17 protein-coding genes are annotated in these 21,558 nt (G+C 62.4%); 7 read left to right on the forward strand and 10 right to left on the reverse strand.

Going from position 1 to position 21,558, the window contains the following annotated elements; genetic code table 11:
• Positions 1-3 precede the first annotated feature (3 nt).
• Complete coding sequence (sthA, locus tag NKH80_RS17460) at positions 4-1,392, reverse strand: Si-specific NAD(P)(+) transhydrogenase (RefSeq protein WP_352506526.1); 1,389 nt, start codon at positions 1,390-1,392, stop codon at positions 4-6.
• A gap of 210 nt (positions 1,393-1,602) precedes the next feature.
• Between sthA and NKH80_RS17465 the strand changes: the two genes are divergently transcribed.
• The 3 genes from NKH80_RS17465 (at position 1,603) to NKH80_RS17475 (ending at position 3,995) form a co-directional block, all read left to right on the forward strand.
• Positions 1,603-2,073: an RDD family protein gene (locus NKH80_RS17465; protein ID WP_352506527.1), complete on the forward strand. Its 471-nt coding sequence runs from the start codon at positions 1,603-1,605 to the stop codon at positions 2,071-2,073.
• Positions 2,074-2,211: 138 nt separating this feature from the next.
• Entirely contained in the window at positions 2,212-2,976 is a 765-nt protein-coding gene (locus tag NKH80_RS17470; RefSeq protein ID WP_023717252.1) for an arginyltransferase, read from the forward strand.
• A gap of 122 nt (positions 2,977-3,098) precedes the next feature.
• Positions 3,099-3,995: a DMT family transporter gene (locus NKH80_RS17475; RefSeq protein ID WP_352506528.1), complete on the forward strand. Its 897-nt coding sequence runs from the start codon at positions 3,099-3,101 to the stop codon at positions 3,993-3,995.
• On the opposite strand, the gene NKH80_RS17480 is transcribed toward NKH80_RS17475, so the two are convergent.
• Both NKH80_RS17480 and parC read right to left on the reverse strand, forming a co-directional pair.
• A complete protein-coding gene (locus NKH80_RS17480) occupies positions 3,983-5,203 on the reverse strand; it encodes an AI-2E family transporter (RefSeq protein ID WP_352506529.1) in 1,221 nt (406 codons plus the stop codon). The genes NKH80_RS17475 and NKH80_RS17480 overlap by 13 nt on opposite strands.
• A gap of 279 nt (positions 5,204-5,482) precedes the next feature.
• Complete coding sequence (gene parC / locus NKH80_RS17485) at positions 5,483-7,735, reverse strand: DNA topoisomerase IV subunit A (RefSeq protein WP_352992673.1); 2,253 nt, start codon at positions 7,733-7,735, stop codon at positions 5,483-5,485.
• A gap of 369 nt (positions 7,736-8,104) precedes the next feature.
• On the opposite strand from parC, the gene NKH80_RS17490 reads away from it, so the two are divergent.
• The gene (locus NKH80_RS17490) at positions 8,105-9,298 is read left to right on the forward strand and encodes an aq_1923 C-terminal domain (RefSeq protein ID WP_352992675.1); all 1,194 of its coding nucleotides are present in this window, start codon (positions 8,105-8,107) and stop codon (positions 9,296-9,298) included.
• 80 nt (positions 9,299-9,378) lie between these two features.
• On the opposite strand, the gene aspS is transcribed toward NKH80_RS17490, so the two are convergent.
• From aspS to NKH80_RS17510, 4 genes are all read right to left on the reverse strand, one after another.
• Positions 9,379-11,169 carry an aspartate--tRNA ligase gene (gene aspS / locus NKH80_RS17495; RefSeq protein WP_352820971.1) on the reverse strand — a complete coding sequence of 597 codons (1,791 nt, stop codon included), beginning with the start codon at positions 11,167-11,169 and terminating at the stop codon, positions 9,379-9,381.
• 214 nt (positions 11,170-11,383) lie between these two features.
• Positions 11,384-12,208 (reverse strand): carbohydrate ABC transporter permease, encoded by an 825-nt coding sequence (locus NKH80_RS17500; protein ID WP_352820779.1) that lies wholly within the window; start codon positions 12,206-12,208, stop codon positions 11,384-11,386.
• A gap of 19 nt (positions 12,209-12,227) precedes the next feature.
• Positions 12,228-13,148 (reverse strand): carbohydrate ABC transporter permease, encoded by a 921-nt coding sequence (locus NKH80_RS17505; RefSeq protein ID WP_352506571.1) that lies wholly within the window; start codon positions 13,146-13,148, stop codon positions 12,228-12,230.
• Positions 13,149-13,168: 20 nt separating this feature from the next.
• A complete protein-coding gene (locus NKH80_RS17510; RefSeq protein ID WP_352992677.1) occupies positions 13,169-14,437 on the reverse strand; it encodes an ABC transporter substrate-binding protein in 1,269 nt (422 codons plus the stop codon).
• A 257-nt stretch (positions 14,438-14,694) separates the two neighbouring features.
• Between NKH80_RS17510 and NKH80_RS17515 the strand changes: the two genes are divergently transcribed.
• Positions 14,695-15,942 (forward strand): MFS transporter, encoded by a 1,248-nt coding sequence (locus NKH80_RS17515; protein ID WP_352689404.1) that lies wholly within the window; start codon positions 14,695-14,697, stop codon positions 15,940-15,942.
• Between the two features lie 73 nt (positions 15,943-16,015).
• Positions 16,016-17,167 (forward strand): ribonuclease D, encoded by a 1,152-nt coding sequence (rnd, locus tag NKH80_RS17520; protein WP_352992679.1) that lies wholly within the window; start codon positions 16,016-16,018, stop codon positions 17,165-17,167.
• Positions 17,168-17,179: 12 nt separating this feature from the next.
• On the opposite strand, the gene NKH80_RS17525 is transcribed toward rnd, so the two are convergent.
• The 3 genes from NKH80_RS17525 to guaB are packed head-to-tail and all read right to left on the reverse strand — an operon-like array spanning position 17,180 to position 19,701.
• Positions 17,180-17,599 (reverse strand): MAPEG family protein, encoded by a 420-nt coding sequence (locus NKH80_RS17525; protein ID WP_352649936.1) that lies wholly within the window; start codon positions 17,597-17,599, stop codon positions 17,180-17,182.
• A 28-nt stretch (positions 17,600-17,627) separates the two neighbouring features.
• Complete coding sequence (locus NKH80_RS17530) at positions 17,628-18,167, reverse strand: hypothetical protein (protein ID WP_352992724.1); 540 nt, start codon at positions 18,165-18,167, stop codon at positions 17,628-17,630.
• Between the two features lie 31 nt (positions 18,168-18,198).
• Positions 18,199-19,701 (reverse strand): IMP dehydrogenase, encoded by a 1,503-nt coding sequence (gene guaB / locus NKH80_RS17535; RefSeq protein ID WP_254817518.1) that lies wholly within the window; start codon positions 19,699-19,701, stop codon positions 18,199-18,201.
• 293 nt (positions 19,702-19,994) lie between these two features.
• Here guaB and NKH80_RS17540 point away from each other — a divergent pair, with 293 nt between their 5' ends.
• Positions 19,995-21,416 (forward strand): MFS transporter, encoded by a 1,422-nt coding sequence (locus NKH80_RS17540; RefSeq protein WP_352992682.1) that lies wholly within the window; start codon positions 19,995-19,997, stop codon positions 21,414-21,416.
• The last annotated feature ends 142 nt before the right edge of the window (positions 21,417-21,558 follow it).

Below are 21,558 nucleotides of genomic sequence, written 5' to 3' on the forward strand. Positions count from 1 at the left end.
AAGCTAGCCTCGCCCCATGCGGTTCCAGGCGTCCAGCCCGGCGATCTTGTAGGCTTCGGCCAGCGTCGGATAGTTGAAGGTGTTGTTGACGAAGAAGTCGACAGTGCCACCGAGATTGATGACCGCCTGGCCAATGTGGATGAGTTCGGTCGCGCCCTCGCCGACAATATGGGCGCCGAGCAGACGGCGTGTTTCGATCGAAAACAGAAGCTTCAGAAAGCCGGTGTTGACGCCCATGATGTGGCCGCGCGAGGTCTCGCGAAACCGCGCCACGCCGACCTCATAGGCTGCACCACTCTCGCGCACCTGCTCCTCGGACTGGCCGACAGTGGAGATTTCCGGCACGGCATATATGCCATAGGGAAAGGTTTCGGGCGGCGGCGGCAACGGCACGCCGAACGCGTGGCAGGCGGCCACCCTGCCCTGCTCCATCGAAGTCGAGGCCAGGCTCGGAAAACCAATGACGTCGCCGGCGGCATAGATGTTGGGCGCGCTTGTCTGGAACGTCTGCGGATCGACCTTGATGCGGCCCCTGGGATCGGCCTCAATGCCGACCGCTTCCAAGCCCAGGCTGCCGACATTGCCGGTACGCCCTGCAGCATAAAGCACCATCTCGGAACGTATGGTGCGGCCGTCGGCCAGCATCACCTCGGCATGATCGGGTTTCGAGGCGATCTCCTTGACGGCGCTGCCCAAGCGGATGGTCATGCCGCGGTCGCGCATCTGATGGATGAAGTCGTCGACGATCTCGCGGTCGACGAAATCCAACATGGTATTGCGCGGCTCGACCAGCGTCACCGACACGTCGAGCGCCGAAAAGATCGTTGCATATTCGACGCCGATGACGCCGGCGCCGATCACCGTCAGAGTGCGCGGCAGGCGGTCGAGCTCCAGCATCTCGTCGCTGTCGAAGATCCGTGTCTTGTCGAACGGCACGTCGCGCGGCCGGTGCGGCCGGGTGCCGACCGCGATCAGCGCATGGGCGAAGCCAACCTCGCTGTAGTCGCCGGTGTCGGTGGTCAGGCTGACCTTGTTGGGGCCGAGGAATTTTGCCGCGGCACGTGCGCTCTTGACCGTGTTGCGCATGAACTGGTGCTGCAGCACCTCGACCTCATGGTCGAGCGTCTTATGCAGGCGCTCGACCAGATCGCCAACCGAAATGTCCTGCTTGACCCGGTAGCCGCGACCGTAAAAGCCGCGCTCGCGCCAGCCTGAGAGGTTGAGCACCGTCTCGCGCAACGTCTTCGACGGGATGGTGCCGGTATGCACCGACACGCCGCCGAGGCGCCGGCCTCTGTCGACCACCAGCACCGACTTGCCGAGCTTGGCCGACTGCACCGCGGCGCGGCGCCCGGATGGGCCGCTGCCGATGACCAGCATGTCGTAGTCCATGTCGCCCCGTCCCCTCGGCTTGGCGCTTTTGTTGCGCCGCAGCAAGCTAACGCTATCCGCGCCACAAATTCAACAAGTCACAGACGGCGCCAAGTGCTCCGTCACCATCTACATGGTGGACGGCTCGATCTTGATTCCGCCGCGAACCTTCACCATTTCATCCACAAGCGGCCCCGTGCATTAACCCGGGTTCGATTACGAGGAAATGACATGAACGCTCGCGTTCTCGACGGCGAAATCATCACCAGCAGGCTCGAAGATATCAGCGCCTATGAGGGCGTACGCACGCGGCGCATTCTCGCCTTCTTCATCGATTATTTCATCGTGGCGCTGCTCACCATTCCATTCGCGATCCTGGTGTTCTTGTTCGGGCTGTTGACGCTCGGCCTCGGCTGGATGCTGTTTTCCATTCTCGTGCCAGCCGTCGCCATCCTCTACATCTGGAACACGCTCGGCAGTAAAGACCAGGCCACCACCGGCATGAAGATAATGGGCATCCGGCTCGACCGACTCGACGGCAGCCCCATCGACGGGCTGACCGCCGTCGTGCATTCGGTGCTGTTTTGGGCCGGCAATGTCATCCTTTCGCCGCTGGTCCTGCTGGTGAGCCTGTTTTCCGATCGCAAGCGCACGCTGCACGACCTGCTGCTCGGCACTGTCGTCAGCCGCAGCGGCCGCTGAGCAGACTTTTGAAGCGCGGCCGCAGCCTTTGCGCACAAATGTGAAGACGTCCAATCAACCAGGCTTTCACAATCCTGTTGAATTTTTCGGCTTCCGCGCCAAAGGTAGAGCGATTCGCAGGAGTGTTTCCAAGGCTCGATGACGCAGCACCCGACCCAGTCGCCGCAGTTCTTTCTGACCGCGCCCTCGCCATGTCCCTATCTCGAGGGCCAGTTCGAGCGCAAGGTGTTCACACACCTGGTCGGCGACAAGGCCCCGGAAATGAACGATCTGTTGACGCAGGGTGGATTCAGGCGGTCGCAGAACATCGCCTACAGGCCGGCTTGCGAGACCTGCCGCGCCTGTGTGTCGGTGCGCATCCTGGCGCAGGAATTCACCGCCAGCCGCAACATGAAACGGGTCATACAGCATAATTCGGATCTGGTCGGCGCCATGCACGACGCCGAGCCCTCCACCGAGCAGTATTCGCTGTTCCGCAGCTATCTCGACGCCCGCCATCGCCGTGGCGGCATGTCCGATATGACCGTGCTCGACTACGCCATGATGGTAGAGGATACCCATGTCGACACCAAGGTCATCGAATACCGTCGCCGCGGACCCGACAGCTTCATCACCGGCAAGGGCCAGGGCGAGCTGATCGCCGTGGCGCTCACCGACAAGATGGCCGATGGCCTGTCGATGGTCTATTCCTACTTCAACCCGGACTTCGAGGACCGCTCGCTCGGCACCTTCATGATCCTCGACCACATCGCCCGCGCCAGGGCGATGGGCCTGCCCCATGTCTACCTGGGTTACTGGGTCAACGGCTCGCGCAAGATGAATTATAAGATGCGCTTCCAGCCGCAGGAGCATCTCGGCCCGAAAGGTTGGGAACGCTACAATCACGAAGCGGTTTCGCGCTGATCTTCGCTTTCGGTGTTCAGTCTTAAATTGTTTCGAGGAAGATGCCCGCTGGGCTTCCGGCCGATCGGCTGGAAACCGGGCAGGTCAATTTTGCGCCTCCAAGCCTACGCGAGAATTGCCGCATGTCTTCCCACAACGAGCACCAGAGAGGCCTTCTGATCACCGCCATCGGCGGGCTGACGCTGACGGTCGACATTCCGCTGATCCGGCTCGCCGATGGCGAGGCATGGACGATCCTGCTGTTGCGCACCGGTACGACCTTCGTCGCCACGCTCATCATCTGGGCCGTCTGGCGCTCGCTGAGCGCAAAGGCGCCGCAGCTTATCCCGGGCTGGTCAGGGCTCATCGTTGCCGCCCTCTACGGGCTCGGCTCGATCGCCTTCATCACCGGCGTCTACAGCACCTCGACCGCCAACCTCGTTTTCATCCTGGCGTTCACAACCATGTTCGCGGCCCTTTTGTCATGGCTGTTCCTGAAGGAGAGGCCACGGCCCCTGACGCTTGCAGCGCTGGCACTGATGATCGTCGGCGTGACGATCATTGTCGGCGATTCCGTTGGAACCGGACATCTCTTCGGCGACCTGATGGCGCTATGCTCGGCTTTCATGATCGCAGCGGCCATCACTATCTCGCGCGCAAGCGGCAAGGATATGGGTTTCACGGCGCTGATCGGAGTGGTCCTGCCGCTGGCCGTCGCCGCCCTGATGGTTTCCAAGGTGGGTTTTCACGTCAACGCGCCATGGTGGATCGTCTTCAACGGTGCCGTCATCATGCCGATCTCTTTCTTCTGCCTCGCCAACGGCCCGAAATACATCTCCGGGCCGGAAGTGGCGATGTTCTACCTGTTAGAAACCGTGCTGGCGCCGGTCTGGGTGTGGATGATCTTCGCCGAAGCGCCGTCGCGCTACAGCCTGATCGGCGGCGCAATCCTCATCATGACCTTGATCGGCCATTCGCTCTGGCAGTTGCACGAGGGGCGCAAGCGCCGCGCCACGTTCGCCGTCAGTCACCCGGCCTGATTCTTTTTCGCGGCGGCACGTTCGGCGACAATTTCGATCTGCGGCGGCGCGTCATCGTGCTCCGCCGGTTCGGCGGCAGCGAGTTCATCGGTCAGTTCCACTTCGCGCAGCCATTCGCGCCAGATTGCGACCAGCAGGGCCATCAGCACCGGGCCTATGAACAGGCCGAGAAAACCCATCGTCTTGACGCCGCCGATCAGGCCGAAAAAGGTTGGCAGGAAGGGCAGCTTTATCGGCCCGCCGACCAGCTTTGGGCGCAATGTCTTGTCGACGACGAAGAGTTCGACCGCGCCCCAGACGAACAGTGCCAGCCCAGCCATCGGCGAGCCGCTGGCGGCGAGATAGATCGAGACCAGCGTGAAGGACAGGGGCGCGCCGCCGGGGATCAGCGCCATGATGCCGGTCAGCGCGCCGAGCGTCACCGGCGAAGGCACGCCGGCCAACCAGTAAGCGATGCCCAGCACCAGCCCTTCGCCGATGGCGATAACGGTCATGCCGGTCACCGTCGAGGAGATCGTCGCCGGCACCACGCGTGAGATCCGTTCCCATCTGGCCGGCAGGATGCGTTCGCCGAGGCGATCGACCTGTCCGGCGAAATGCTCGCCGTCACGATAGGCGAAGAACAGCGCGATCATCATGAACAGCAGCGTCAGCAAAAGGCCGAAGGCGCTGCCGCCCGCGGCAAGCACGCCGCGGTAGATGCTGCCGATATTGGCGCCGCTGATCAGCTGGATCAGTTCGCCGATACCGCCAGGGTGGCCAACGTTGACCGTCCATTGTTCATTGAGCCATTCGCCCACCACCGGCATGGTGGCAATCCAGTGCGGCGTCGGCGCACCGTAGCGGTTGGTCTCGATCGACCAGTTGACCCATTCGCGCACCTCATTGATGGCGTAGGTGCCGGCAAGCGCGATCGGCACCACCAGGAAGGTCAGGATGAACAAGATCGCAAGCGTCGCCGCGATGGTGCGGTTGCCGCCGACGCCGGCGAGCAGCCGTCGGTAGAGCGGCCAGCTGGCGAAGGCGATCACCAGGGCGGCAAGGACCGGAAACAGGAAGCCGTGGAAGAAGTAAACGCCAGCGGCAACGATCAGCACCAGGAGCCAGCGCGCCGCCGACAGCGGCGGAATGACAGCGGCCCTGAGCGGCGTCGACAGGCCAAACAGGCGCTGCTGCCGCTCCGGCTTCTGTATCCTGACTTCCTTCAAGCGCCCAATTCTCCCTGGCCCATAGCGTCGCTTATGCACTGATATAGTGCAGCAATCGTGACGACATTCCAAATGTTTGGGTAGAGCTGCTAATCTCCCCGCTTGAGGAGGAGATGGCCGGCAGGCCAGGGGGGTCGCCGAGCGTGAGACGCCAGCCTCCTCTGTCTGCGATACGTGAGGCGCCAGTCCCCTCCGTCTGCGATAAGGGTCGTGTCTGGACGTTCCGACCCCCTCTGTCGCCTTCGGCGACATCTCCCCCTCAAGGGGGGAGATACCGCTTCACCCGAACTTCCCCGTGCGCGGGAACCCCTTCGGCACCATGCGGCCGGCCGAGGCGCGGGCGCCAATCCATTCGGCAAGCTCGTCACGCGATTTGGTAAAGGTGCGGTCTGCCGAATCCTGCCAGGACAGGCCGCTTGCGAGCGTGAAGGTCTTGAGGTCCAGGACGCCGCCGTCCTTGTACTTCTGCAGGCGCACGCCCTTGCCGCGCCCCATCTCCGGGATCTCGGCCAGCGGGAACACCAGCATCTTGCGGTTCTCGCCGACGATGGCGAGATGGTCGCCCGCGACGCTCACGCAGCGCTGGGCTTCGTCTGGCGCCTTGACGTTCATCACCTGCTTGCCCTTGCGGGTGTTGGCGACGACTTCTTCTTCCGGCACGATGAAACCGTTGCCGTCATGCGACACCAGCAGCAGCTTGCGCTTGGGATCATGGACGAAGGCGGTGACGATATCCTGGTCGTTGTCCATGTCGACGATGATGCGGATCGGCTCACCATGGCCACGCCCGCCGGGCAGCCGGTCGGCGCCGATCGTGTAGAACTTGCCGCCGGTGGTGAAGACCAGCACCTTGTCGGTGGTCTGGGCATGGAAGGCGAGCTTGAGGCTGTCGCCTTCCTTGAAGGTCAGGGCCGAATGGTCGGTCAGATAACCTTTCATGGCCCTCAGCCAGCCCTTTTCCGAAACGACCACAGTGACCGGCTCGCGCTCGATCATGGCATGGGCGATATCGGTCAGGTCATGCTCGGGTGCGTCGGCGAACTCGGTGCGGCGTTTGCCGATGTCGGTCTCGGGCCCGTATTTCTGGCGAACATTGGCGACTTCCCACTTGATCGTCGCCCACTGCTTGGCGTCGGACGCAAGCAGTGCCTCGATCTGCTTCTTCTCGCCGGTCAGGCCATTGAATTCCTCGCGGATTTCGAATTCCTCGAGCTTGCGCAGCGCCCTCAGACGCATGTTGAGGATGGCTTCAGCCTGGGTGTTGGTGAGTGACCAGCGGGCCATCATCACTTGCTTGGGCTCGTCCTCCTCGCGGATGATCCTGATCACCTCGTCGATGTTGAGGTAGGCAATCAAATAGCCGGCGAGGATCTCCAGCCGCCTCTCGATCTCGCCGAGGCGGTGCTTGGAGCGGCGGATCAAGACGTCGCGGCGGTGCTCCAGCCATTCCTTGAGCACACCTTTCAGCGACAGCACGTTCGGCACCTTGCCGCGCGACAACACGTTCATGTTGAGCGGAAAGCGGCTTTCGAGCTCGGTCAGCTTGAACAGCGATTCCATCATGATGCCGGGATCGACCGAGCGGCTCTTCGGCACCAGCACGACGCGGATGTCCTCGGCGCTCTCGTCGCGGATATCCTCGAGCAGCGGCAGCTTGCGTGCCATCAAGAGCTCGGCGATCTTTTCGATCAGCCTGGCCTTCTGGACGCCATAGGGAATTTCGGTGACGACAATGTTCCAGGTGCCCCTGCCCTGATCCTCCTGGCTCCATTTCGCCCTGACGCGAAAGCCACCGCGACCCGTTTCGTAGGCTTCGAGGATCGAGGCTCGACTGTCGACGATGATGCCGCCGGTCGGGAAATCCGGCCCCTGGACGAAGTCCATCAGCTTGGTGACGGGCGCATCCGGATGATCGATCAGGTGAAGCGCGGCGTCGCAAAGCTCGGCCGCATTGTGCGGCGGAATCGAGGTCGCCATACCGACGGCAATGCCGGACGAGCCGTTGGCAAGCAGATTCGGGAAGGCGCCGGGCAGCACCGCCGGCTCCTCGTCTTCCTCGTTGTAGGTCGGGCGGAAATCGACCGCATCCTCGGTGATGCCTTCCAAAAGCAGCGTCGACACTTCGGTCATGCGCGCTTCGGTGTAGCGCATGGCGGCGGCGTTATCGCCGTCGATATTGCCAAAATTACCCTGCCCGTCGACCAGCGGGTAGCGCATCGAAAAATCCTGCGCCAACCGCACCAACGCGTCGTAGATCGACTGGTCGCCATGCGGATGGAATTTGCCCATCACCTCGCCGACGATGCGGGCGCATTTGGCAAAACCCTGGTCGGGGTTGAGCCGCAACAAGCGCATAGCATGCATGATGCGACGATGCACCGGCTTCAATCCGTCGCGCACGTCCGGCAGCGCCCGATGCATGATGGTCGACAGCGCGTAGGCGAGATAGCGCTCTTCCAGCGCCTTCTTCAGATCGACCGGCTCGATATTGTCGCCGCCGCCACTCTCGGGCGGCAAAAGCCTTTTTCCCATGGGCTGGCACTAGCCGAGCGGGTGATTCGCGGCAAGAGGCACCAGTATGCCTCCTCCTAAAGCGCGTCGCGTTCGACCGGCCTCATGCGACGCTTTAGGTCCTTGTTTTGATGCATGTCGTCATCGCAAAACCGCTGCACACTTTGCGCGACATCCATTATGCAACGGGAATTGGGAGCGTCGCGACGCCGGCCAACATCAACCCGTTACATCCTGCTTCTATCGCAAGCCTGATGGATCGGGTTTGCCTTTAGCCGCGATTTTCGATCATTGTGCCGAGGCCCGCCTTTTTCCGGTCCAGTTCGTCGCCGAATGGTGACGACGCGACGATTTGAAAAGAATTTCAGGACACTCTCAGGGGAGCTCTCGATGACGATCAGGCACTCGACACTTATTAAAAGACTGGCTTTTTCGACCTTTTTGCTGACGCTGCCGCTGAATGCGGCATTCGCGCAGGATACCGCGGTCGCCGACCGGCTGAAGGCTGCCCTCGCCGCCCAGGGTGTCGACCTCTCCTGGACCGGAGTAACCGGCGACACCTCCAGCATGGTTCTGCAAGGCGTGGCGGTCAAACCGGCGGCCGAAAAGGAGGCGCTCAAGATCGGCGACGTCAAGCTCGAAGGGGTGACCGAAGCCAATGGTGGCTATCAAATCGCGACCGTGTCGACGTCGCCGTTCGAACATAGCGAGGATGGCGTCACGCTCAATCTCAGCCCCTTCGTCATCCACGACATGACGGTTCCGGCCGAAGGCGCAACCGGTCCGCTGGGCTCGCTGATGATGTACAAATCGGCCGAGCTCGACAACATGACAGTCAAAGTGGCTGACAAAACTGCTTTCTCGATGGACGGGCTTGCCATCGCAATCACGCCGCCGGCCGACGGCAAGGCCATGGCGTTTTCCGGCACTACGGAAAAATTCGCTGCCGACCTGACCCTGGTCGAAGATCCGAAGTCCAAGGAAGTCATCAACGCGCTCGGCTACCAGAACATATCGGGCAATCTTGAGATGGAAGGCACCTGGCAGCCTACCGACGGCAGGATGGACTTGTCGAAATACGAAATATCGGTCGACAATGCCGGCACGCTCGGCATGACCTTCGATCTCGGCGGCTACACGCTGGACGTCATCAAATCGATGCAGGAGATGCAGAAGAAGATGGCAGCGCAGCCCGAAGGCGCGGACAATTCGGCGCAAGGCATGGCCATGCTCGGGCTGCTGCAGCAGCTTTCGTTCAACAGCGCCTCGATCCGCTTCGACGACGATTCGCTGACCAAAAAGGTGCTCGATTATGCCGGCAAGCAGCAAGGCATGTCCGGCAAGGACATCGCCAACCAGGCCAAGGCGATCGTGCCCTTCGGCATGGCGCAGCTCAACAATCCGGAACTGACCGCGCAGGTTTCGGCCGCGGTCAACAAGTTCCTCGACGATCCGCAAAGCATCGAGGTCTCGGCCGAGCCGCCGGCAGCGGTGCCGTTCGCGCTGATCATGGCGGGCGCCATGTCCAACCCGCTCGACCTGCCGAAAACGCTCGGCGTGACGGTTACGGCAAACCAAGACTGACCGAGACAGGCTTCAAGCAAAAAGCCCGGCAGCGCTGCCGGGCTTTTTTATGAATCAACAGCACCGGTTCGGAGCGTTTTCTAAACCTCTTTCTTCGTCGCCACCACGCGCAGCGACAATTCGCGAAGCTGCTGCGGGCTGGCTTCCGACGGCGCGCTCATCAACAGGTCGTAGGCCTGCTGGTTCATCGGGAACATGGTCACTTCGCGCAGGTTCCTCGCGCCGACCAGAAGCATGACGACGCGGTCGATGCCGGCCGCCATGCCGCCATGCGGCGGCGCGCCATACTGGAAGGCGCGATAAAGGCCGCCGAAGCGCTCCTCGACTGTCGCGCGGTCCAGCCCGACGGTTTCGAACGCCTTGACCATGGTTTCGGGCAGATGGTTGCGGATGCCGCCGGAGGCGATCTCGAAACCGTTACAGACCATGTCGTACTGGAACGCCTTGATGCCGAGCAGATCCTCGCCGTTAAGCGCATCGATGCCGCCTTGCGGCATCGAGAAAGGATTGTGCGCGAAATCGATCTTCTTCTCCTCCTCGTTCCATTCGAAGAACGGGAAGTCGACGATCCAGCACAATTCGAAGCGGTCGCGGTCGACAAGATTGAGCTCCTCGCCGGCGCGGGTGCGCGCCGCTCCCGCGAAGGAGACGAACTTCTTCGGATCGCCGGCGACGAAGAAGGCGGCATCGCCATCGGCAAGGCCGAGTTGTTGTCGGATCGCGTCGGTGCGCTCCTCGCCGATGTTCTTGGCCAGCGGCCCGGCGCCTTCAAGCTTCTCGCCCTCCTTGCGCCAGAAGATGTAGCCGAGGCCGGGCTGGCCCTCGCCTTGCGCCCATGAGTTCATGCGGTCGCAGAAGGCGCGAGACCCGCCGGTCTTGGCCGGAATGGCCCAGACCTCGGCCTTCGGATCGTTGGCAAGGATGTTGGCAAATACCTTGAAGCCAGAGTCGCGAAAATGACCCGAGACGGCCTGCATCTCGATCGGGTTGCGCAGGTCCGGCTTGTCGGTGCCGTATTTGCGCATGGCGACATCATAGGCGATGCGCGGAAACTTCTCCGTCACTGGCTTGCCGGCGGCAAAGGTCTCGAACACCCCCCGCATCACCGGCTCCATGGTGGTGAACACATCCTCCTGCTCGACGAAGCTCATCTCCACGTCGAGCTGGTAGAATTCACCCGGCAGACGGTCGGCGCGCGGGTCCTCGTCGCGGAAGCAGGGCGCAATCTGGAAGTAGCGGTCGAAGCCGGACACCATGATCAGCTGCTTATATATCTGCGGTGCCTGCGGCAGCGCATAAAAAGTGCCGGGGTGGATGCGCGACGGCACCAGAAAGTCGCGCGCCCCTTCCGGCGACGAGGCGGTCAGGATCGGCGTCGAGAATTCCGTGAAGCCGACCTGGCCCATCAGCTTGCGCATCTCGGCGATGATTTTCGTCCGCGCCACGATGTTCTTGTGCAGCGTGTCGCGGCGCAGGTCGAGGAAGCGGTATTTGAGGCGGATGTCCTCCGGATAGTCCGGCTCGCCGAAGACCGGCAGCGGCAATTCCCTGGCCGCCGACAGCACTTCGATCTCGCGCGCGAAAATCTCGATCTCGCCGGTCGGCAAATTGGGGTTCACGGTGTCGGCGAGGCGCGCCTTGACCTCGCCGTCGACGCGGACGACCCATTCGCCACGCAAGGTCTCCGCGATCTTGAAGGCAGGCGAATCCGGATCGGCAACGATCTGGGTCAGACCGTAATGGTCGCGCAAATCGATGAACAGCAGTCCGCCATGGTCGCGCACGCGATGCACCCAACCCGACAGGCGAACGGTCGAGCCGACATCGACCTTCCTCAACTGGGCACAGGTATGGCTGCGGTAACGATGCATTGTCATTCTTAAAGTCCGGATGTTGGGTTGCGGCCGAGGCATGATGGCCCAGCCTGAAAATTTGCGCGAAAAGCACATGAGAGGGTGCATTTGTCAAGGCAAGCGGCGGCTGGGTCGAGTTCGCGTTCTTCCCGCCCCTATCCCACCGGCATCAATTTATGCCAGAGGCGTCAATCTGAGTTCGCTGCTCTGTGCCGGCAGTTCAACTATGCACTCACCCCTTCACCCCGCCCGCCGTGAGGCCGGAGATGATCTTGCGCTGGAAGATCAGGACAAGGATGACGAGCGGCACGGTGACGATCACCGATGCGGCCATGATGTTGCCCCACGGGATCTCGAACTGCGAGCTGCCGGAGAGCAGCGCTATCGCCACCGGCACGGTTCGCTGCTCGTTGCTGGAGGTAAACGTCAGGGCGAACAGGAACTCGTTCCAAGCGCCGATGAAGGCGAGGAGCCCGGTGGTCGCCAGCGCCGGCCACATCAGCGGCAGGAAGACGCGGCTGATGATGATCCAGGGCGTGGCGCCATCGAGGATCGCCGCTTCCTCCAGTTCGATCGGCAGGTCGCGAACGAAGGCGGTGAGCACCCAGACGGTGAACGGCAAGGTGAAGATCATGTAGGACAAGATCAGCGCGAACGGCGAATTGTAGAGGCCGAAGATGCGGATTAGCTCGAAAAGCCCGGCAAGCACCGCCAATTGCGGGAACATCGAGACGGACAGGATGATGAGGAGCAGCGCCGAACGGCCTCTGAAGCGGATGCGCGCCAGCGCATAGGCAGCGGTGATGCCGAGGAACAGCGAAATGAAGACGACGGCGCTCGAGATGAACAGCGAGTTCACGAGATTGCGCAAAAAGGTCCCCTCGGTGAACACGGTCCTGTAGTTGCTAAAGGTAATCGCCGTCGGCCAATAGTCGATCTGGAAGAGCGCCGTCCCCGATTTCAGGCTGGTAATGATGGCATAGTAGAACGGGAACACCGCGACGACGACGATAACGGCGACGAGGAGGTAGAAAGCCGTGCGCTTGACGATCCACATGGTCAGTGCTCCCACATGATCAATAGTCCTTGTCCAGTCTTATCCGGCCGAGCCAAAGAACGAGCATGGTCAGTAGGGCGAGGATAAGGAAGAGCAACGTCGAGGCGGCGGAACCGGAAGCGAATTTGTCGAACTCAAACAGGCTCTCGCGGGCAAACACCGACATCGACTTGGTGTGTATGTTGTTTGGCGTAAGCACGTAGATCAGATCGAAGATGCGCAGGGCATCGAGACCGCGAAAGATCATGGCCACCATCAACGCCGGTCGGACGAGCGGCAAGGTGATCTTCCAGAAAACTCTCCACGCGCCGACGCCGTCGAGCTTGGCGACCTCGTAGATTTCTTGTGGAAGCATCTGCAGGCCGGCGAGAATGAGAAGCGCCATGAACGGGGTCGCTTTCCAGATATCGACAACGAGGACGGCGACCATCGCCGTGTCGGCGCTGGCGGTCCAGGCGATTTTTGTACTGATCAGGCCGAGCTTGAGCAGGACGTCGTTGATGATGCCGAACTGGTCGTTGAGCATCCACTGCCACATTTTCGCCGAGACGATCGTCGGGATGGCCCAAGGGATTAGAATCGCGGCGCGCACGATGCCGCGGCCGCGAAACCTCGTGTTGAGCACCAGCGCGACGATCATGCCGAGCACCGTCTCGCAGGTCACCGAAATCACCGCGAAGCGCACGGTGTTCCAGACGGCGCGCCACCAGACCGGATCGGCGAGCAGCCCGTCGTAGATGACGCGGCCGCTCGGCATTTGCACGACGGAGAAATAGTTGGCGAAACCAACCCAGCGGCGGGCTTCGAGGTCGGCGAGCGAGGCATCGGTGAAGCCGAAATAGATCGTGCGCATCAACGGCCAGCCGGCAACGGCGGCGAGCACGATGAGCGTCGGGGCAAGCAGCAGCCATGCCGAGCGCGCACGCTGACGCGCCAGCATCGAGCCTGAGCGCGGCGAGGTCACCAGGCGGTGCCTTTGAGCCTGGTCAAGGAGAACTCCACATCGGCAAGGTTGTCGGCGGCCGTGCCCTCGCCGGAAATGGTGTTGTGGACGGCGGTCCAGAACTCGCTCGATGCCTCATTGTACCTGCTCTTGGCTTGGGCCGAGGGACGCGGCACCGCGTTGAGGACGACTTCCTTCCAGCGCGGAATCACCGGCTGGGCGCTGGCGATGTCGGCATCGTCATAGAGTGCCTGGATGGTCGGCAGATATGCCCCCTTCAAGGCGCGGTACTTCTGCATCTGCGGCGAGGCGATCCATCTGACCAGATCGATCGCTGCATCCGGGTTCTTCGAATATCTGGAAACCGCGAGATTCCAGCCGCCAAGCGTTGCTGCCGGGCGGGCGCCCTCGCCCGACCCCGGCGGCAGCGTGGCCACCTCGAACTTGCCTTTGATGGGGGAGCTTTCGCTGTTGCCAAGCGCGTAGGCATAGGGCCAGTTGCGCATGAAGACGGCGTTGCCGGTCTGCCAGACTCCGCGCGACTCTTCTTCCTGATAGGCCAGAACGCCGGGCGGCGAGATGGTTCCCACCCAGCTCCTCGCCATTTCCAGCGCCGCAACTGCTTGCGGATTGTTGATGGAGATCGTGCCGTCCGGCTCGATAATCTGGCCGCCGCCGTTCGACTTCACCCATTCGAGTGCATCGCAGGTCAGCCCCTCATAGGCGTTGCCCTGGAAAACGAAACCCCACATGTCCTTGTTGCCGGCCGCGCGCTCCTTGTCCATGACAAGCTTGGCGGTATCGGCAAGTTCAGCCCAGTTGGCCGGGACCCTGGCGCCGTATTTGTCGAGGAGATCCTTGCGGTAGTAGAGCGCCGGAGCGTCGGTGAATATCGGCAAGGCGACCAGCTTGCCGTCCACGGTCTGCGATTTGATGATCGATGGGAAATGGGTGCCAACGACATCCTTGGTCGCTTCGGTCAGGTCGATGAACTGCCTTGCAAGCTGGGGGGCCCAGATGATGTCCGTTTGATAGACGTCGACGTCGCTGCTTCCGGCGGCGAGCCAGAGCCGGTATTGGCCAAACTGGTCCGTCGCCGAGGGAGGCAGCGGAACGACGCTAATCTTATTGCCGGTCTTCTTCTCGTATTGATCGAGGATCTCGCGAAGGATTCTCTGGCCGTTGCCGGTATCGCCGGATACCATGGCGAGGTCGACAGCCCGCGCCGGCCCGGCCGCCAGAACTGCGGCCATGGCAAATGCCGCAAATGCGGGATGAAATTTCATGACGGCGGACCTCCCTTTGGAGCTTCAGGCCGGGCAGCAGAAACCACATCGATGCCCAACACCGTCTCCGCACACCGCCAGCTCACAGGACGCGTATTCGCCCCACCAGCACTGAACTACAAAGATACGCCTTGGTTCCAACACGGAGGGTCCGGCGCCACGCGGCAGCCCCCCGCTGGCCCCAACGCCGCCGGGAATTGCCGCTGGTATTGGCGAAGGCGATGGTTCAAGAAGGGATCAACGACAGGCTTTCCTTCATGTCTTCCATCCGCCCGCTGATCCCCCTCCTGATCGCCGCCGGCATCCTGCTCGGCGGCAACGGCCTGCAGAGCACGTTGATTGCGCTGCGTGGTGCGCAGGAGGGTTTTCCCGCTTCGTCGATCGGCTTGATGGGCACGTTCTATTTCGCCGGCTTTTTGCTCGGCTGCCTTGCCGTGACGCGCATCATGAAGTCCGTCGGCCATGTGCGCGCCTTTTCGGCACTGGCGGCGATCGCCTCGGCGGGGACGCTGCTTCTGGTGCTTGTCATCGATCCGGTGATGTGGTGCGCCGTGCGCTTTGCCGGCGGGTTCTGCTTCGCCGGCTTGTTCACAATAATGGAAGCCTGGCTGAATTCCGGCGTCACCAACACCGACCGGGCGCGGGTGCTTGCCATCTACCGGATGGTCGACATCGGCTCGGTGACGGGCGCCCAGTTCCTGATCCCGATCTTCGGCGCCGGCGGCTTTGCCATCTTCGCCATCATGTCGATGATGATCACCGTTTCGCTGGTGCCGGTGTCGCTCGGCGACCGCTCCAATCCGACGCCGCCGGACGACGTCAAGCTCGATTTGGCGCGCGTCTGGCGGATCTCGCCGCTCGGCTGCTTCGGCTGTATCGCCGTCGGCGTCACAAACAGCGCCTTCCGCACCCTGTCGCCGGTCTATGCCGAGCAGATCGGCATGTCGGTCGCCGACGTCGTCACCTTCGTCAGCGTCGGCATTTTCGGCGGCGCTATAATCCAATACCCGCTCGGCTATCTCTCCGACCGCTGGGACCGGCGCTCGGTGCTGCTGATGACGACGTGCTGTGCGATGGTGGCGGCACTGGCCCTGGCATTCGTGGCAGGCGGCAGCCCGTTCCTCAACTTCCTGCTCGTCTTCATCTTCGGCTGCTTCGCCATGCCGCTCTATTCGCTGTCGGCGGCGCATTCCAACGACCGCGCCGACAAGGGCGAGTTCGTGCTGATCAACGCTGCCTTGATGCTGTTTTATTCCTTCGGCGCCATCGGCGGGCCGTTTGCAGCCTCGACGGTGATGCAATTTTTCGGGCCGAGCGCGCTGTTCGTGTTCAGCGCCACCGTCTATGCGATCTTCGTGGCCGTCATCCTTTACCGGATGCAGGCGCGCTCCGCCGTGCCGGCCACCCATCGCAGCCGTTTTACGGCGCTGTTGCGCACGTCTACGGTCTTTGCCCGGTTGGCGAAGCGGAATGCCGATCCCGATGAACCCGCAAAGCCTGGATAGAGGTGCTTGCGCTTGACGAAAGCGCGCGCGGCTGAAATTGAAAGAGACCCTATCCCTTGCCAAAAGCGATTTGATGCACGTCATCACCACTCAGAAAGAACTCGAGACCGTTATTGCCGCTTTCGAAAAGGCGGAATTCGTCACCGTCGATACCGAATTCATTCGCGAAACGACCTTCTGGCCGATCCTGTGCCTGATCCAGATGGCAGCGCCCGGGGTGACGGCGCTGATTGATCCGCTGTCGCCCGACATCGACCTGAAACCGTTCTTCAGGCTGATGGCTAACGAGGCGATCGTCAAAGTCTTTCATGCGGCGCGGCAGGACATCGAAATCATCGTACATCTCGGCGATCTGGTGCCGCATCCGGTGTTCGACACCCAGGTCGCGGCGATGGTCTGCGGCTTCGGCGACAGCGTTTCCTACGACCAGCTGGTGCAGCGCATCACCGGCGCGCGGCTCGACAAGTCCTCGCGCTTCACCGACTGGCGCCACCGTCCGCTGTCCGAAAAGCAGCTCGACTACGCGCTCGCCGACGTCACCCACCTGATCGAGGTCTACAAGCATCTCAGCGCCGAGCTGGTGCGGGAAAACCGCGCCCACTGGCTGAACGAGGAGATGGACGTGCTGACCTCGCGCGAGACCTACGATCCGCATCCCGAGGATGCCTGGAAGCGGCTCAAAATGCGGCTGCGCAAGCCGCAGGAACTGGCGATCGTGCAGGCGGTGGCCGCCTGGCGCGAACGCGAAGCGCGCGAGCGCGACGTGCCGCGCGGCCGGGTGCTCAAGGACGATGCGATCTACGAAGTGGCGCAGCAGGCGCCGCGCGACGCTGCGGCGCTGAGCAAGCTGCGTACCACGCCGAAGGGCTGGGAACGCTCTTCGACGGCGACGGCATTGCTTGGCGCAGTCAACGCTGCCCTTGCCCTGCCCAGGGAAGAAATGCCGAAGCTGCCGAAGAGCTTCCAGCCGCCGGAGGGGTCGAGCGCCGCGGCGGAGTTGCTGAAGGTGCTGCTGCGGATCGTTGCCGAAAGGGAAGGCGTCGCCTCGAAGGTACTCGCCTCCAGTGACGACATCGACCGCATCGCTGCCGAGGGCGAGGAAGCCGACGTGCCGGCATTGCAAGGCTGGCGGCGTGCCGTTTTCGGCGAGGCCGCGCTCAAGCTGGTGCGCGGCGAACTCGCCATCAGGTTCGACAAGCGCAAGATCGCGGTGTTCGATTTGTAGCCTTGAGCTTGCTCAGACTAAGCCGAGCAGATGCAGCGCCAGCCATATCCAGCCAAGTGCGAGAACGACCGCGCCCAGGTAGAATGCCCTGCTGCGCAGGATTAGCCGATTGCTGGTCAAGTGGACCGATGCGTGAAGATAGCGGGAGACGACAAAGATCCACATCAGTGTCAAAGTCAGATAATTGACGCCATTGGTCACGTGCAGCGTCAAGCATAAGACGTAGAAAAGCACCGGCAGTTCGAACTGGTTGCTCAGATTGTTGGCGACGGTGATACTGGACCCAGGCTCCGTCGAGCGCGTCTTGAACTGGCCGGTCTTGGCTTCGCCCGATCTGACCGCGCCATGGCGGCGCCGGCCCATTACGACATAGACGATATAGACCAGCAGCACCTGCGCCAGCATCGGCCAGAAGATCGCGGTCTGGTTCAAGACGCCCCCTGTCGTTGTCACCCAGCCTTCAAGGCCGTTTCTGAGCCATCAGAATGAAAGCCGCAATGACGGTCCCCGGTATCGCCAGCAGGGCGAATTTGGTGACGATCAGCGCCGAGGCGAAGGATAGCGAATCCGGATTGGCCAACAGAAAATCGGACAAAAGACGAGCCACGGCGATGTTCTGGGCATAGTCGGCGAGCGTGTAGGGCAGCACCAGCACAGCTGCGAATGTCGCCTGCGTTTGCGCAGGCAGTGCATGGAAATTCTTCAGCCGCCGGCCCGTGGCCAGGATCAGGCTGACCATCGTCAGCGACAGCAGCGCCGGAAACAGCAGGTCGAAGGTCAGGTAATGCCAGACGAGGATAATCTCGCTGCCGCGCCGGCCGAGAGCCGTTAGCCAGGCCATGCCCTCATCCGGAGTGAAACCGGCATAGCGCATGTCGAGCGACGGCAGACCGCCGCTCAATCGGCGAAAATAGAGGAACTCCATCGCCGTCATGATGATGAAAACCGCCACTGTGGCGACACAGAGTGCGGCCGCGTGGCGCGACAGCCGCAGGATCATTGCCGCCAGATTGCGCCAAGACGCATGACGGTCAGGCTCCGCCAGGATAATTCGGGCTTTCGCGGGTAATCGTGACGTCATGGGCGTGGCTTTCACGAAGTCCGGCATTGGATATCCGCACAAAAGTGGCGCGCTCGCGGAAATCGGCAAGGTCGCGGCCACCGACATAACCCATAGCGGCTTTCAGGCCGCCTGCAAGCTGGTGCAGCACGCCAGACACAGGTCCTTTGTACGGCACCTGCCCTTCGATGCCTTCCGGGACCAGTTTCAGCGTGTCGCGCACCTCGGCCTGGAAATAACGATCGGCGGAGCCGCGCGCCATCGCGCCGACCGAACCCATGCCGCGATAGGCTTTGAAGGAGCGGCCCTGATGCAGATAGACCTCGCCGGGGCTCTCGTCGGTGCCGGCCAGCAGCGAGCCGATCATCGCCGCGCTGGCCCCGGCGGCCAGCGCCTTGGCGAGATCGCCCGAATATTTGATGCCGCCATCGGCAATAACCGAAACGCCCGATTTCTGCGCCGTCTCGACTGCCGACATAATTGCCGAGAGCTGCGGTACGCCGACGCCGGCGACGATACGGGTGGTGCAGATGGAGCCTGGTCCGATGCCGACCTTGACCGCGTCGGCGCCGGCATCGATCAGCGCCAAGGTGCCTTCCGCGGTGGCGACGTTGCCGGCCAGGATGCGAACCGAGTTGGAAAGCTTCTTGGCCCGCGTCACGGCATCCAGAACGCGCTGCGAATGACCGTGCGCGGTGTCGATCACCAGAAGGTCGACGCCGGCATCGATGAGGCGCTCGGCCCGCTCGAAACCGTCGTCGCCGACACTGGTGGCGGCGGCGGCGCGCAAGCGCCCCTGCGCATCCTTGGTGGCGTGCGGGTTGAGCTGCGACTTCTCGATGTCCTTGACCGTGATCAGCCCGACGCAATTGCCGTCCCGATCGACCACAACCAGCTTCTCGATGCGGTGCTGATGGAGCAGCCGCTTGGCCTCGTCCTGATCGACGTTCTCCTTGACCGTGATCAGGTTCTCGCGGGTCATCAGCTCATAGACCTTTTGCGCCGGATCGGACGCGAAGCGGACGTCGCGGTTGGTCAGGATGCCGACGAGCCGGCCGACCGTGTGGCCGCCGGCGCCCCCGTTCTCGACCACCGGAATGCCCGAAATGCTGTAGGTGCGCATCAGGCCCAGCGCATCGGCAAGCGTCGCCTCGGGACCGATGGTGACCGGGTTGACCACCATGCCGGATTCGAATTTCTTCACCTGCCGCACCTGCTCGGCCTGTTCGGCCGGGGAGAAATTGCGGTGGATGACACCGATGCCGCCGGCCTGGGCCATGGCGATGGCTAGCCGCGCCTCGGTAACCGTGTCCATGGCGGCCGACAGGATCGGCACATTGAGGTCGATGTCGCCGGCGATGCGGGTGCGGATGTCGGTCTCGCCGGGCATGACCTCGGAATGACCCGGCTGCAGCAGCACGTCGTCAAAGGTCAGCGCCAATGCGCCGGTGGACGTCTCGATGATTTTTGCCATGGCCAGCCCTCGGAATGCAGGAAAGGCGCTCGCCCTGATGGACAGCGCCGACTCGTCTTCTTCCCTTTCAGGATTGGCGCTGGCTCGTAACACGTCCCGTCGCCGTTGAAAAGCCGATGGTTGTGTAGTGGCAAAGCTGCATTTGCCGCAGGTGCTGCACGACTTGCGGTCGCACAAACGTGACGGCAAATTAATGCGACATCCGGGCCAAGCCATGATAACCGCCCTATCTGTCGGTTTGGCCCCAAGGCCGGCAAGCAATCGCGACGCACATTTTGAAGGCCGGATCCATCGTGAACCGCACCATTCCGCTTATCCTGGCGGTCGCTCTTTTCATGGAAAACATGGATTCGACCGTCATTGCGACATCGTTGCCGGCGATCGCCATCGACATCCACAGCAGCCCGATCGCGCTCAAGCTGGCGCTTACCGCCCATCTGGTATCGCTGGCGATCTTCATTCCGATCAGCGGCTGGATGGCCGACCGCTTCGGCGCCAAGAATGTCTTCCGTGCCGCGATCGCCGTGTTCATCGTCGGTTCGGTCGCGTGCGCCATTTCCAATTCGCTGCCGGCTTTCGTGGTCTCACGCTTCCTGCAAGGCATTGGCGGCGCCATGATGACGCCGGTTGGGCGTCTGGTGCTGGTACGCGCGACGCCGAAAAGCGAACTCGTTGCCGCCATGTCGTGGCTGACCGTACCGGCTCTGGTCGGCCCGCTGGTCGGCCCGCCGATAGGCGGCTTCATCACGACCTATTTTTCCTGGCACTGGATTTTTCTGATCAACGTGCCGATCGGGCTGGTCGGCATCTGGCTGGCCACGCGTTTCCTGCCAAAGACCGACGCCGCGCAGACGCCGCCGCTCGATTTCACCGGTTTCGTACTGAGCGGGTTGGCGGCATCGGGCATCGTGTTCGGCCTGTCGGTGGTCAGCCTGCCGGCTCTGCCGCCCGCTACCGGCTTTGTCACCGTAGCCGTCGGTCTGGCATCGGCGGTGCTCTATCTGCTGCACGCGCGCCGCGCCAAGAATCCGCTGCTGGCGCTCGAGCTGTTTCGCAATCGGGTGTTCCGCTCGTCGGTGCTCGGCGGCGGACTGTTCCGCGTCGGTATTGGTGCCGTACCTTTCCTTTTGCCGCTGATGTTCCAGATCGGTTTCGGGCTGACGCCGTTCCAGTCCGGCATGATCACCTTCGTCTCGGCAATCGGCGCCATAGGCATGAAATTCGTTACCGCCTTGATCTTCAGGGTCGCCGGCTTCCGCCGGGTGCTGATTTCAGGCTCGATCATCGCTGCCGCGTCCATCGCCATCAACGGCCTGTTCACACCCGACACGCCCTATGGGCTGATCCTCGCCATGCTGCTCGCCGGGGGCTTCATCCGCTCGATGTTCTTCACCGGCATCAACGCGCTTGCCTACGCCGAGATTTCGGCCGCCGACACCAGCAAGGCGACGCCGATCACGGCGGTGTTCCAGCAGTTGGCGATCGCGCTCGGCGTGGCCCTGGCCGGCGGCATCCTGGAAGTGTCGACCACGATCCATGGTGGCCCGTTGACGCTGGCCGACTTTCACACCGCCTTCTTCATCGTGGCGGCGGTGTCGGCGGCGGCCTCGCTGTCGTTCATGCGGCTGGCGCCGGACGCCGGCAATGCCGTGTCTGGACATGGCCGGCTGACACCGCCAAAGACGCTGGAGCCGGTGAGCCCGCCGGGGAGTTGACCTTTCCTCGTGCTTACGGACGCCGGAGGGACAGCGCCCCCCTCTGGCCTGCCGGCCATCTCCCCACGAGGGGGGAGATCGGACGTGACGTCGGTTTTCGCCAATCTCCAGGGTTACAGGATTAGGCGGCGCGCCGAAGCTG

The organism is Mesorhizobium sp. M0904 (assembly GCF_040319475.1).
GTDB lineage: Bacteria > Pseudomonadota > Alphaproteobacteria > Rhizobiales > Rhizobiaceae > Mesorhizobium.

Bases quoted from the DNA above. Each gene is read 5' to 3' on its own strand.
- sthA (WP_352506526.1), bottom strand. From the start codon at position 1,392: ATGGACTACGACATGCTGGTCATCGGCAGCGGCCCATCCGGGCGCCGC.
- NKH80_RS17465 (WP_352506527.1), top strand. From the start codon at position 1,603: ATGAACGCTCGCGTTCTCGACGGCGAAATCATCACCAGCAGGCTCGAA.
- NKH80_RS17470 (WP_023717252.1), top strand. From the start codon at position 2,212: ATGACGCAGCACCCGACCCAGTCGCCGCAGTTCTTTCTGACCGCGCCC.
- NKH80_RS17475 (WP_352506528.1), top strand. From the start codon at position 3,099: ATGTCTTCCCACAACGAGCACCAGAGAGGCCTTCTGATCACCGCCATC.
- parC (WP_352992673.1), bottom strand. From the start codon at position 7,735: ATGGGAAAAAGGCTTTTGCCGCCCGAGAGTGGCGGCGGCGACAATATC.
- NKH80_RS17490 (WP_352992675.1), top strand. From the start codon at position 8,105: ATGACGATCAGGCACTCGACACTTATTAAAAGACTGGCTTTTTCGACC.
- aspS (WP_352820971.1), bottom strand. From the start codon at position 11,169: ATGCATCGTTACCGCAGCCATACCTGTGCCCAGTTGAGGAAGGTCGAT.
- NKH80_RS17500 (WP_352820779.1), bottom strand. From the start codon at position 12,208: ATGTGGATCGTCAAGCGCACGGCTTTCTACCTCCTCGTCGCCGTTATC.
- NKH80_RS17505 (WP_352506571.1), bottom strand. From the start codon at position 13,148: ATGCTGGCGCGTCAGCGTGCGCGCTCGGCATGGCTGCTGCTTGCCCCG.
- NKH80_RS17510 (WP_352992677.1), bottom strand. From the start codon at position 14,437: ATGAAATTTCATCCCGCATTTGCGGCATTTGCCATGGCCGCAGTTCTG.
- NKH80_RS17515 (WP_352689404.1), top strand. From the start codon at position 14,695: ATGTCTTCCATCCGCCCGCTGATCCCCCTCCTGATCGCCGCCGGCATC.
- rnd (WP_352992679.1), top strand. From the start codon at position 16,016: ATGCACGTCATCACCACTCAGAAAGAACTCGAGACCGTTATTGCCGCT.
- NKH80_RS17530 (WP_352992724.1), bottom strand. From the start codon at position 18,167: ATGATCCTGCGGCTGTCGCGCCACGCGGCCGCACTCTGTGTCGCCACA.
- guaB (WP_254817518.1), bottom strand. From the start codon at position 19,701: ATGGCAAAAATCATCGAGACGTCCACCGGCGCATTGGCGCTGACCTTT.